Consider the following 12,406-nt stretch of genomic DNA (forward strand, 5'->3'; position numbering starts at 1 on the left):
GGATCAAATAATGAAATTTCTGAAGCCTAAATATCTGGCACTCTTCGTTGCAGCGGCTGCAAGCCCGGTGTTCGCAGCCGTGCCAGGTAAAGCAACTATCGCCAGCGGTAATGATAAATTTGCCATTGTCGAAGTTGATCAGTCTGCTACTGCATACAACAACCTCGTCAAAGTCCATGATGGCGCCGATGTTAAAGTGCAGTGGGATGTCTGGAGCGGCGCGGCGCCGACTTCAGCGAAAGTGTTGCTCGACGGCAAAACCGTCTGGACCGGTGCAGGCAGCATGTCCGGCACGGCAGCATTTAAAGTGACCAAAGGCGGTCGCTATCAGGAAACGGTTGAACTCTGCAACGCCAGCGGGTGCAGCACCAGCGCCAGCAAACTGATTATCGTCGCGGATACCGACGGTAGCCATCTGCTGCCGCTTAATACCACCATGCAGGAAAATAATAAAACCCTCTCTAAGCATACCGATAAAGTGGTCGGTGCCTATTTCCCTGAGTGGGGCGTTTATGACCGTAAATTCCCGGTGGATAAAATCCCGGCAGCTAACCTTAACCACATTCTGTATGGCTTCATTCCAATCTGCGGCGGCGATGGCATCAACGACAGCCTGAAAACCATCGAAGGGGGTAACAGCTTCGAAGCGCTGAAGCGCGCCTGTGCGGGCCGTCAGGACTTCCAGGTGGCGATTCACGACCCGTGGGCCGCACTGCAGGAATCCCGGACTGGCCTCGACAGCTGGGACGAGCCCTACAAAGGCAACTTCGGCCAGCTGATGGCAATGAAGAAAGCCAATCCAGGGCTGAAAGTGCTGCCGTCTATCGGTGGCTGGACCCTCTCCGATCCGTTCTTCAAAATGCATGACAAAGCGATCCGCGATCGCTTCGTGGCTTCCGTGAAAGATTTCCTGAAAACCTGGAAATTCTTCGACGGCGTGGACATCGACTGGGAATTCCCGGGCGGCGGCGGTCAGAACGAAACGCTGGGCAACCCGCAGCAGGATAAAGAGACGTATACCGCACTGATGCGCGAACTGCGCGCCATGATGAATGAACTGTCAGCCGAAACCGGCCGTACTTTTGAACTGACCTCAGCAATCGGTTCAGGCAGCGACAAAATTGAAGACGTTGATTACACCACTGCCCAGCAGTACATGGATCACATCTTCCTGATGAGCTACGACTTCTACGGCGGCTGGAGCAACACCGATCTGGGTCACCAGGCGGCACTGCGTGCGCCGGCGAACAAACCGGATACTAATTACACCACCGAAAACGGCGTCAATGCGCTGCTGGCGCAGGGTGTACAGCCCGGCAAAATTGTCGTGGGGACGGCCATGTATGGTCGCGGCTGGACCGGCGTTCACGGTTACAGCAATAACAACCCGTTCACCGGCACGGCAACGGGCATGGTGAAAGGGACCTGGGAACCTGGCGTGGTTGACTATCGTCAGATCGTTAACGAGTACAAAGGCAAAGCGGGCTGGGAATACAACTATGATGCTACCGCTGAAGCGCCGTATCTGTTTAACAAAACCACCGGCGATCTGATCACCTATGAGGATGCGCGTTCCGCAACGGCGAAAGGTCAGTATGTGCTGGCGAAAAACCTGGGCGGTCTGTTTGCCTGGTCTATCGACTCCGATACCGGAGACATTCTGAACGCGATGAATGAAAGCCTGACAGGCGGCGGCGCTGCGCCGGTTGATCCGGTGGTGACCAACCATGCGCCGGTAGCGACTTCCGCTGACCAGAGCGTAACCGGTCCGGCGACGGTGACCCTGGATGGTTCGGCTTCTACCGATCCGGATGGCGATGCCATTACCTACAAGTGGACGCAGATCTCTGGCCCGTCGGTGACCCTCACCAACAGTACCAAAGCGAAAGCGACCTTCAACGTTGCCGCTGTCACCAGTAACCAGACTCTGGCGTTCCGCCTGACGGTCACTGACGCGAAAGGGTTGAGCAGCACCGCTGACGTCCAGGTCGTGAACAAAGCGCCGAAAGCAAACCAGGCGCCGGTCGTGAACCAGATGGAAGCCGTGACGCTGGAAGCGGGCCAGAGCTACTCTCTGCACGCTCAGGCTAACGATCCTGATGGCGACGTGCTGACCTACTCCTGGAGCGTTCCTGCGAATATGCAGGCGACAGGCGCAGACACCGCGAACCTGAACATCACCGCGCCGGATGTAGACGCGGAATCTACTTACACGCTGACCGTGGTGGTAAGCGATGGCAAGTCCAGCGTACAGACTAACGTACAGGTAACGGTAACGCCTAAAGCGGCTGAAACGCCGTCTGACGAAGGCAATACCCCTTCCGATGAAGGCAACACGCCGTCTGACGAAGGTAACACTCCTTCCGATGAAGGCAACACGCCGTCTGACGAAGGTAACACCCCATCCGATGAAGGCAATACGCCGTCTGACGAAGGTTCTGCCACCAATAGCTGCGATAAGCCTGTTGACGCCAACGCCAGCAAATACGCTGCCTGGAGCGCCAGCAAGGTTTACAACGCGGGCAATACCGTCAGCTTCGACAACCTGGTCTGGAAAGCAAAATACTGGACTCAGGGCAACCAGCCGGGCTTCGGTGTGGATGCATGGGAGCTGGTAAGTCAGGTGAAATTCAACTGGCGCTCCGACGTGGTCTATAACGGCGGCGACACCACTACCTACAACGGTTACTCCTACACCGCGAAATGGTGGACGAAGGGTGATAAACCCGGTAGTAGCGATGTCTGGGTGAAAAAAGGCCCTGCGGCTGACTGCCAGTAAGTCACAGCCATAACGATGCGGGTAAGTAACTTGCCCGCTATCACGGTCCACGTCCCGCGACGGACGTGGACCGTAAATCAGGAAACAGAGTGATAAGCGCGTAAGGAGACAATGAAAAAGAGCCGGACTGAAAATGAAAACGTTATTTTTATTGTTGCTGATAATAAGTCATAGCGTCTTTGCCAACTGCTGGGATAAAGCCGCCAGTTATTACCATGTGGATCCTTATCTGTTGTATGCCATTGCTAATGTTGAATCGGGAATGAATCCCAATGCGATTGGACAGAATAATGATGGCACGCGTGATGTCGGCCTGATGCAGATTAACAGTTCACATTTTTCCGAGCTGGAGCGAAAAGGCATTAATGAGTACCGGTTAATTACCGAGCCCTGCACCTCGATTATGGTTGGCGCATCGATATTATCCGGAATGATTAAAGTTTATGGCTATAACTGGGAGGCGGTCGGCGCCTATAACGCGGGTCTGAAAAAAGAGAATTACCCGCAGCGTATGGTCTATGCCCGTAAGGTCTGGAATAAATATCAGAAATTAAAACGTAGCACCCGTAACCGTTATTATTATTGATTTTTGTTTTTTGAAGAGTACCAACTGGTGTTCTTCATAAAACGAAAACTGCTCCCGGGTTTATTTATTAAATGATTAATAAATAAACCGCGAAACAAATTAACTTTTATAAACCCTTAATATAATTAAGAGGACCATTGACATGAACAAAAGAACATTACTCAGTGTTCTTATTGCGGGCGCATGTGTTGCACCGTTTATGGCTCAGGCAACCCAGCTGCAGGCCAGCAGCGAACCTTACACCGTTAAGGCCAGCGATCTGCAGAAGAAAGAGCAGGAGTTGACCAACTTCCCGCTGATGGCTTCAGTGAAGTCAACCATCCGCACGCTGGACAACAGCCTGGTGGAACAAATTGAGCCGGGTAAATCGACAAACCCGGAAAACGTCAAGCGCGTGGAAGGGATTATCAAGGCCAGCGACTGGGAATATCTCTTCCCACTGCGTGCGCCGGAATATACCTACAGCAACTTCCTGAAAGCGGTCGGTAAATTCCCGGCACTGTGCCAGACCTATACCGATGGTCGTAACAGCGATGCCATCTGCCGTAAGTCTCTGGCAACCATGTTCGCGCACTTCGCGCAGGAAACCGGCGGCCACGAGTCCTGGCGTCCGGAAGCCGAGTGGCGTCAGGCGCTGGTTTACGTGCGTGAGATGGGCTGGAGCGAAGGTCAGAAGGGCGGCTATAACGGCGAATGTAACCCGGATGTCTGGCAGGGTCAGACCTGGCCGTGCGGTAAAGACAAAGATGGCGATTTCGTTAGCTACTTTGGTCGCGGTGCGAAACAGCTCTCCTATAACTACAACTACGGCCCGTTCTCTGAAGCGATGTACGGCGACGTCCGCGTACTGCTGGACAAACCTGAGCTGGTGGCGGACACCTGGCTGAACCTTGCTTCCGCGATCTTCTTCTTCGCCTACCCGCAGCCGCCAAAACCGAGCATGCTGCAGGTTATCGACGGCACCTGGCAGCCGAACGATCACGATAAGGCGAATGGTCTGGTTCCGGGCTTCGGCGTGACCACGCAGATCATCAACGGCGGCGTGGAGTGCGGTGGCCCGACTGAGATCGCCCAGTCTCAAAACCGTATCAAATACTACAAAGAGTTCGCCAACTACCTGAAGGTGCCTGTTCCGTCTAACGAAGTGCTGGGCTGCGCCAACATGAAGCAGTTCGACGAAGGCGGTGCCGGCGCGCTGAAGATCTACTGGGAACAGGACTGGGGATGGAGCGCGGATACCCCGTCAGGCCAGACCTACTCTTGCCAGCTGGTGGGTTACCAGACGCCATTCAGCGCCTTTAAAGAGGGTGACTACACCAAATGCGTGAAGCATTACTTCAACGTCAACGTGGTGGGTGAAGACGGGACTTCCGACGGCGGTAGCGTCACGCCAGCTCCGACGCCGACCCCTGTCGACCCAACGGACGAAGGCAACACCACGCCGGTGCCGGACGATAACACCCCGGCTCCGGAAGATAATACGCCAGCGCCGGTAAACCATGCGCCGGTAGCAAAAATCGCCGGTCCGGTGGGGGCGGTTGAAGCGGGTAAATCTGTTTCTCTGAACGCGTCTGGCTCGACCGACGAAGACGGTAACCACCTGACTTATACCTGGACGGCTCCGAACGGCCAGACCGTAAGCGGCGATGATAAAGCGATTATTACGTTCAACGCACCGGAAGTGGCGGCGGCGACGCAGTACCCGATCAACCTTACCGTCAGCGACGGCGAGCTGAGCAGCACCACAACCTATACGCTGAACGTACAGGCTAAGCAGACCAACGGCGGCCAGACCGGGACTTACCCGACCTGGACCTCCAAAACCAAATGGAAAGCAGGCGATATCGTTAACAACCGCGGCCAGCTGTTCCAGTGCAAACCTTATCCGTACAGCGGCTGGTGCAATAACGCGCCGTCCTACTACGAGCCAGGTAAAGGGATTGCATGGCAGGACGCGTGGACTGCGCTGTAATCAGCAAAACAGCAAAACAGCAAAACAGCAAAACAGCAAAATGACAAACGGCAACCTTCGGGTTGCCGTTTTTTTTCTCATCGTAAAAATGCAGGACCCGATCTACCGATGAAGCTTCCCGTGATCCCGCAGCCACGCCGCCGTACGCGTAATCCCTTCATCCAGCGTCACGATCGGTTTGTACCCAAGCTCGTTCTCCGCCCGCGAAATATCCAGCGTGAAATCAAAGTTCAGCTTCGATACGCCGTAATGCGTCAGCGCAGGCTCTTTGGCCGATTTACTGCCAAAACGCTCCATGCTGCGGGCAATCATATCCAGCATTGGGTAAGGAACTGAACGGATGCGGCAGTCGATCTGCAGCTCGTCAATTAAACGCTGCACAATGCTGCGCAGCGTGCACGGTTCGCCGTTCGTGATGTTGTAGGCGCGACCGGAGATCAGCTTATCGCAGTCCGGCTGGCTTGCCAGCCACATGGCGTGAACGGCGTTTTCGTAATAGGTCATATCCACCAGCGCATCGCCGCCGCGCGGCAGCAGTACGCTGCCGTAGTGGTGCATCATCTGCGCCAGGCGCGGAATAAACACTTTGTCGTGCGGCCCGAACAGGCTCTGCGGACGTAAGACCGTAAAACGGGTGTGCGGGTTCGACTGTGCCAGCAGGTCAATCACCTCTTCGCTGGCCGCCTTGCTGCGGGCAAACTCGCAGGCAAAGCGAGCGGGACGGAAATCTTCCTGCACCTCACGATGGTGGTGATAGTCGAAATAGAGTGAAGGTGACGAGATATGAATAAAGTTACGCACGCCCCAGGCAACGGCCCATTCGCCCAGACGGCGGGTTGCCCGCACGTTGGCGAGATCAAAGGCTTCCTGGGTACCCCACGGGGAGGTGAAGCTGGAGCAGTGCCACAGCGTGTCGATACCGGCGAGCATCACTTTCGCCTGAGAGGAGACCAGCTCCGTCAGGTCAGCATGGACGAACTCCGCGCCCATTTTTTGCAGCAGCTTTCCCATCGCTTCGTTGCGACCGGTAGCCCTGACGCTGATGCCCTTGTTGCGCAGAAATTCGACCGCATTTCGGCCTAAGCCGCTGGTCGCCCCGGTAACCAGTACCTTCATATCAATCCACTGTGTTGAAAAGAATTTCGTGCGCATTCTTTCGTGAATTACGGCGCTATGCAATGGGAAAGGTGAAAGAAAGAGAGTTTTATTTAGATCTTTTCCGTCTTTTGTTCTGCCCGTTGCGCAATCCGCTTTGCCATCCCGCGGAAGATAAACAGGTGGGCGGGGATCATCAACAGCCAGTAGAACAGACCCGGCATTCCGTGCGGATGCCACCAGGCGCGGACGTCCAGTTCACGACAATCGCCTTTGTCTTTCAGGGTAAAGCAGAGTCGGCCCAGCCCCGGGGCTTTCATACCGAACAGCAGCGCCAGCTGTTTTTCCGGCTCGACGATGATGACCTTCCAGCTGTCGACCGCGTCGCCCACCTCAAGATACGGGCGTGCCGGACGGCCTTTTGCCAGCCTGTGCCCCACCAGCAGATCCATTGCTCCGCGCGTTTGCCACAGGATATTACCGAAGAAATAACCGTCTTTGCCGCCAATCTGGTTCACCACCTCCCACAGCGCGGCCAGGCTGGCGTGGGTTTTCACCGTGCAGCCCGCCTGTTTCGGGTAATAGCCGTATTCCGGCCGCCAGCGGGCAAACGCCTGAGCGTCGTAACCCCAGTCGCTGGAGTTCACCAGCTGCTCTTCCTCTTTCAGCGTATTGCGCACGGCATCGTCAAAGCGGATCAGGTCCTGGGGAATGAGTGCCCGCAGTTCGCGATCGTCCGCCAGTAAATCGTGTTTGAGCCCCTGGATCAGCGCTTTGGCGGTCGTCGGCGGCACGGAGGTGATCACGTTCAAAAACCACACCGAAATCCAGCGGGTCGGGAAGGGGATGGGGATCAGCCAGCGGCGGCGGCCGCTGACGCGCATGAAATGTTCGAACTGCTCCTGATAGCTCAGCACTTCGGGGCCTGCCGCCTCCAGCACGCGGTGTTGCTCCGCCGGGTGATCCAGCAGGGCCACCAGATAATGCAGTAAATTCTCCAGCGCAATCGGCGTGGTGCGCGAGCGTACCCAGCGCGGCGGCGTGAGTACGGGCAGGTTGTAAACCATATCGCGCATCACTTCGAAGGCGGCGGAGCCTGCGCCGACGATGATCCCGGCGCGCAGTTCGGTGACGGGGATATTCGCCCCGCGCAGGGTGTCAGCCGTCAGCTGGCGGGCGCGCAGGTGATCGGACTGCTCGTGTTCGGGCGCCTGGAGCGAGCTTAAAAAAATGACCTGCTTCACCGGGGTTTGCAGCAGGGCGTCGCGAACGTTCATCGCCACCTGCCGCTCGTGGGCGATGAAATCCCCGCCTTCGCCCATGCTATGCACCAGGTAGTAAAGCGTGTCGACCCCTTCCAGCAGGGCGGGAAGTTCCTTCGGCCAGTTGAGGTCAACGCTGTGGCAGGTGACGCCAGGCAAACTGAGCTTTTGCAGGCGTTCGGTGTTGCGTGCCGCTGCCAGCACCTGGTGTCCCTGCTGGCTTAACGCCGCGGTAAGATGCTGACCGATGTACCCGCTGGCGCCGAGCACCAGAATTCGTTGCGGCACGTGATGCTCCTTATCGCTGTAAAAACGCCTGCCAGTGTTTCACCACGTCCGCCAGCTGTTCGCGGCTCACGTCGAGATGCATGACCAGGCGCACGACGGGTGAGGCGTTGATCAGCACGCCACGTGATTTCATAAACTCACCCAACGCGGCGGCGCGGTCATCGCCCACGCGTACGAACAGCATGTTGGTGTCGTGGCGCATCACGTCGGCGCCAATCTCGCGCAGCTGCGCCGCCATCCACGCGGCGTTGTCGTGATCGTCCTTCAGGCGCGCCACGTTATTTTTCAGGGCATACAGCCCGGCAGCCGCCAGAATACCTGCCTGACGCATGCCGCCGCCGGTCATTTTACGCCAGCGGTTGGCGCGCTTGATGTAGTCCGCGTCGCCCACCAGCAGAGAACCCACCGGCGTGCCCAGCCCTTTAGAGAGGCAGATGGTGAACGAGTCGCAGTATTGCGCAATCTCTTTCAGCTCGCAGCCATACTCCACGACGGCGTTAAAGATACGCGCGCCGTCAACGTGCAGGCCGAGCCGGCGCTCGCGGGTGAATTCCCACGCTGCTTTCAGGTATTCGCGCGGCAGCACTTTGCCGTTGTGGGTGTTTTCGAGGCTGAGCAGTCGGGTGCGGGCGAAGTGAATATCGTCAGCTTTGATTTTCGCCGCGACTTTATCGAGCGGCAGGGAGCCGTCCGGCGCGGCGTCAATCGGCTGCGGCTGAATGCTGCCGAGCACCGCCGCGCCGCCGGCTTCGTAGAGATAGTTATGCGCGCCCTGGCCGACGATATACTCTTCCCCGCGCTCGCAGTGGCTGAGCAGCGCCACCAGGTTAGCCTGCGTGCCGGTTGGCAGAAACAGGGCCGCTTCCTTGCCGCTCAGCTCTGCCGCGTAACGCTGCAGTTCGTTGACCGTTGGGTCATCGCCGTAAACGTCATCCCCGACCGGGGCGGCCATCATCTCTTCGAGCATGGCGCGGCTCGGGCGGGTTACGGTATCGCTGCGTAAATCAATCATTTCACATCCCTTTATTTTAAGAGGTCATGCGAAATGTTTTACCTGAGCCAGTTGGTTTTTGCCAGTTCGATCACCTCGTCGCCGCGTCCGCTGATGATGGCGCGCAGCATATACAGGCTAAAGCCTTTGGCCTGTTCAAGCTTGATCTGCGGCGGGATCGCCAGCTCTTCTTTGGCGACGACGACATCCACCAGCACCGGACCGTCGATGGAAAATGCGCGCTGCAGGGCTTCGTCCACCTCTGAGGCTTTCTCCACGCGAATACCGGTGATGCCGCAGGCCTCGGCGATGCGCGCGAAGTTGGTGTCGTGCAGCTCGGTGCCGTCCGTGAGATAGCCTCCGGCCTTCATCTCCATCGCCACGAAGCCCAGCACGCTGTTGTTAAAGACCACGATTTTCAGCGGGAGCTTCATCTGCACCACCGACAGGAAATCACCCATCAGCATGCTGAACCCGCCGTCGCCGCACATCGCCACCACCTGACGCTCCGGGGCCGTCGCTTTTGCGCCCAGCGCCTGCGGCATGGCGTTGGCCATCGAGCCGTGGTTGAACGAGCCGAGCAGGCGACGCTTGCCGTTCATCTTCAGATAGCGTGCCGCCCAGACGGTTGGCGTGCCCACGTCGCAGGTAAAGATGGCGTCGTCGTCAGCGAAATGGCTGATCTGCTGCGCCAGATACTGCGGGTGAATCGCTTTGTCGCTCGGTTTGGCGAGGTCGTCCAGCCCCTTGCGGGCGTCGCGATAGTCGCTCAGGGCTTTATCAAGGAACTTGCGGTCCGTTTTTTCTTCCAGCAGCGGCAGCAGGGCGGCAAGCGTGGATTTGATATCGCCCACCAGCGCCATATCGACCTTGCTGTGCGCGCCGATGCTGGCCGGGTTGATATCAATCTGAATGATTTTGGCATCCGTCGGGTAGAACGCGCGATACGGGAACTGGGTGCCGAGCAGGATCAGCGTGTCGGCGTTCATCATGGTGTGGAAGCCGCTGGAAAAACCGATCAGACCGGTCATCCCCACATCAAAGGGGTTGTCGTACTCGACGTGCTCTTTGCCGCGCAGGGCGTGAACAATGGGGGCCTTAAGCTTACCCGCAAATTCAAGCAGCTCCTTGTGCGCGCCCGCGCAGCCGCTGCCGCACATCAGGGCGATATTGCTGGAGTACCGCAGCAGCTGTGCCAGCTTTTTCAGCTCCTCTTCCGCAGGCGTCACCACCGGCTGCGGGGCGTGATACCAGTGGGTGCTGGCCCCTTCCGGCGCGGCCTTGAGGGCCACATCGCCCGGGATAACGACCACAGAAACGCCGCGGTTCAGCACGGCTTTGCGCATGGCGATCGCCAGCACCTGCGGGATCTGCTCCGGGGATGAAACCAGCTCGCAATAGTGGCTGCATTCACGGAACAGCTCCTGCGGATGCGTCTCCTGAAAATAGCCGCTGCCGATTTCGGAAGAGGGGATATGGGCGGCAATCGCCAGCACCGGCACGTGATTACGGTGACAGTCAAAGAGGCCGTTGATCAGATGCAGGTTACCCGGCCCGCACGATCCGGCGCAGACGGCCAGTTCCCCCGTGATCTGCGCTTCAGCGCCTGCGGCGAAGGCGGCAACCTCTTCATGGCGGGTGGGCATCCATTCGATGGTCTTCATCTTGTTGAGGCTGTCGCTAAGTCCGTTCAGGGAATCGCCGGTTACGCCCCAGATACGTTTCACGCCAGCCTGTTCGAGCGTTTTCGCTATATATGCAGCCACGGTTTGTTTCATGGTTGTCCGTCTCCTTTTTGTGATATCGCTTACAAGCTTAGAAGAAAGTCTCCGTATTGCCCGTCGCATGCCCCCAATTAAAAGGTGCTTTTCATGCGCAATTATTCGGCATAATCTGGTGCTACCTCAGTAAAAACAGGAATTATTTCAAATGGTTAAATCATTGTTAATCGCTGTTAATGAAAAGCTATCGTGCGACGATCTTGGCAAACTCTTGTTACGACTTGCCGTCGGCGGGCTGATGCTTTTTCACGGTTTGCACAAGCTTTTTGGCGGCGTGGGCTTTATTAGCGGCATGCTGGTGGAAAAAGGATTGCCGGGATTTATCGCCTACGGGGTGTTAGTTGGCGAAGTGGTGGCGCCGATCCTGATTATTGTCGGGCTCTTTACGCGTCCGGCCGCGCTGGTGCTGGCCTTTACGATGATTGTGGCGTGGCTGATGGTGGGAATGGGGGAAACGCTCGCCCTCGATAAGGTAGGCGCATGGGCGATTGAAAGCCTGGTGTACTTCTTTATCGGCTCGCTGGCGGTCGCGTTTTTAGGGGCGGGGCGGTTTGCGCTGGGTAAAGCGCCCGCGTGGCGGTGAGGTTGTTGTAGGTCGGGTAAACGCAGTGTCACCCGACAAAAAGCCCGGTGGCGCTGACGCTTACCGGGCCTACGATCGAACGCTTACCGTTTATGCGAGGACCAGATCGCCCTGTGGATGGCATGAGCATGCCAGCACGTAACCCTCGGCAATTTCCGCGTCGGACAGCGTCATGGTGCTGGTGACGGTGTACTCCCCGGAAACCACCTTCGTCTTACAGCAGCCGCACACGCCCGCACGACAGGCAGCCACTACCGGCACCTTGTTGCTTTCCAGCGCCTCCAGCAGCGTGGTCCCCACGCGGCCAAAGAAGGTCTGCGCAGGCTGCAGTTTGGTGAAGGTAATGCCGCTGGTTGCCGCTTCCGCCACCGGCGTGAAGAACTGCTCTTTGAAGAAGCGGGTCACGCCAAGCGCTTTCACTTCTTTCTCCACGATATCCATGTACGGCGCCGGGCCGCAGGTCATCACGGTGCGGTTCGCGATATCCGGCACGCTTTGCAGCAGCTCGCGGCTCAGGCGACCGGGCACAAAGCCGTGGGTCGCGTTGTGCTCCGCCACCAGCGTCACCGGATAATCACGCCACTCCCCGGCAAAAATCACATCTTCCGGGGAACGGACGCTGAAGATCGCCTGCACGTTGGCCTGCGGGCGGTTCTTCGCCAGCCAGCGGCGCATCGACATAATTGGCGTTACGCCACAGCCCGCCGCCAGCAGCAGGAATTTATCGTCCGTCTTATCGTCACAGGTGAATTCCCCCTGCGCGTCGGACAGCCAGATATAATCCCCGCGCTTGACGTCCCGCGTCAGCCACTGAGAGCCCGCGCCGTCGTCAATGCGGCGGACGGTGAGCGTAATGTACTCGCTCACGCCCGGCGTGGAGGAGATCGTGTAGGCGCGCAGCGTATCCGCCGAATTGCGAACGCTGACCAGCGCGTACTGGCCTGCACGGTACGGATAGTAGTCATGGCACAGCAGCGACAGCGTCCACACATCCGGCGTCTCCTGATGGATGTGATGAACCTGCATCCGCCACGGACATTGTGAGGTTGGCATGGTCATGAATTACTCC

At 57.6% G+C, this 12,406-nt stretch carries 9 protein-coding genes; 4 read left to right on the plus strand and 5 right to left on the minus strand.

What is annotated here, in order from left to right:
* The first annotated feature begins 10 nt into the window (after positions 1-10).
* The 3 genes from NWV12_RS06925 (at position 11) to NWV12_RS06935 (ending at position 5,337) form a co-directional block, all read left to right on the plus strand.
* A complete protein-coding gene (locus tag NWV12_RS06925; protein ID WP_101744464.1) occupies positions 11-2,779 on the plus strand; it encodes a glycosyl hydrolase family 18 protein in 2,769 nt (922 codons plus the stop codon).
* A gap of 133 nt (positions 2,780-2,912) precedes the next feature.
* Positions 2,913-3,365, plus strand: a complete 453-nt coding sequence (gene iagB, locus NWV12_RS06930) for a type III secretion system invasion protein IagB (RefSeq protein ID WP_029739471.1) — start codon at positions 2,913-2,915, stop codon at positions 3,363-3,365.
* A 142-nt stretch (positions 3,366-3,507) separates the two neighbouring features.
* The gene (locus NWV12_RS06935; RefSeq protein ID WP_029739472.1) at positions 3,508-5,337 is read left to right on the plus strand and encodes a chitinase; all 1,830 of its coding nucleotides are present in this window, start codon (positions 3,508-3,510) and stop codon (positions 5,335-5,337) included.
* A gap of 102 nt (positions 5,338-5,439) precedes the next feature.
* On the opposite strand, the gene NWV12_RS06940 is transcribed toward NWV12_RS06935, so the two are convergent.
* The 4 genes from NWV12_RS06940 to poxB all read right to left on the minus strand — a co-directional run bounded on the left by NWV12_RS06940 (position 5,440) and on the right by poxB (position 10,751).
* Positions 5,440-6,453: an NAD(P)-dependent oxidoreductase gene (locus NWV12_RS06940; protein WP_048979761.1), complete on the minus strand. Its 1,014-nt coding sequence runs from the start codon at positions 6,451-6,453 to the stop codon at positions 5,440-5,442.
* Between the two features lie 92 nt (positions 6,454-6,545).
* On the minus strand, positions 6,546-7,982 hold the full coding sequence (locus NWV12_RS06945; RefSeq protein ID WP_048979694.1) for an SDR family oxidoreductase: 1,437 nt from the start codon (positions 7,980-7,982) through the stop codon (positions 6,546-6,548).
* A gap of 10 nt (positions 7,983-7,992) precedes the next feature.
* Positions 7,993-8,994, minus strand: coding sequence for a low-specificity L-threonine aldolase (ltaE, locus tag NWV12_RS06950; RefSeq protein WP_033145067.1), 1,002 nt, complete (start codon positions 8,992-8,994; stop codon positions 7,993-7,995).
* A 38-nt stretch (positions 8,995-9,032) separates the two neighbouring features.
* The gene (gene poxB / locus NWV12_RS06955) at positions 9,033-10,751 is read right to left on the minus strand and encodes a ubiquinone-dependent pyruvate dehydrogenase (RefSeq protein WP_039261536.1); all 1,719 of its coding nucleotides are present in this window, start codon (positions 10,749-10,751) and stop codon (positions 9,033-9,035) included.
* 151 nt (positions 10,752-10,902) lie between these two features.
* Between poxB and NWV12_RS06960 the strand changes: the two genes are divergently transcribed.
* Complete coding sequence (locus NWV12_RS06960; protein WP_033145069.1) at positions 10,903-11,337, plus strand: DoxX family protein; 435 nt, start codon at positions 10,903-10,905, stop codon at positions 11,335-11,337.
* Between the two features lie 90 nt (positions 11,338-11,427).
* On the opposite strand, the gene hcr is transcribed toward NWV12_RS06960, so the two are convergent.
* Positions 11,428-12,396 carry an NADH oxidoreductase gene (hcr, locus tag NWV12_RS06965; RefSeq protein WP_039261537.1) on the minus strand — a complete coding sequence of 323 codons (969 nt, stop codon included), beginning with the start codon at positions 12,394-12,396 and terminating at the stop codon, positions 11,428-11,430.
* Between the last annotated feature and the right edge of the window lie 10 nt (positions 12,397-12,406).

The sequence above is a fragment of the Enterobacter sp. Crenshaw genome (assembly GCF_024734705.1).
GTDB lineage: Bacteria > Pseudomonadota > Gammaproteobacteria > Enterobacterales > Enterobacteriaceae > Enterobacter > Enterobacter asburiae_B.

What these genes read in the sequence shown, in the direction of transcription:
- NWV12_RS06925 (WP_101744464.1), top strand. Translation starts at nt 11, where the DNA reads ATGAAATTTCTGAAGCCTAAATATCTGGCACTCTTCGTTGCAGCGGCT.
- iagB (WP_029739471.1), top strand. Translation starts at nt 2,913, where the DNA reads ATGAAAACGTTATTTTTATTGTTGCTGATAATAAGTCATAGCGTCTTT.
- ltaE (WP_033145067.1), bottom strand. Translation starts at nt 8,994, where the DNA reads ATGATTGATTTACGCAGCGATACCGTAACCCGCCCGAGCCGCGCCATG.
- NWV12_RS06935 (WP_029739472.1), top strand. Translation starts at nt 3,508, where the DNA reads ATGAACAAAAGAACATTACTCAGTGTTCTTATTGCGGGCGCATGTGTT.
- NWV12_RS06960 (WP_033145069.1), top strand. Translation starts at nt 10,903, where the DNA reads ATGGTTAAATCATTGTTAATCGCTGTTAATGAAAAGCTATCGTGCGAC.
- poxB (WP_039261536.1), bottom strand. Translation starts at nt 10,751, where the DNA reads ATGAAACAAACCGTGGCTGCATATATAGCGAAAACGCTCGAACAGGCT.
- hcr (WP_039261537.1), bottom strand. Translation starts at nt 12,396, where the DNA reads ATGACCATGCCAACCTCACAATGTCCGTGGCGGATGCAGGTTCATCAC.
- NWV12_RS06940 (WP_048979761.1), bottom strand. Translation starts at nt 6,453, where the DNA reads ATGAAGGTACTGGTTACCGGGGCGACCAGCGGCTTAGGCCGAAATGCG.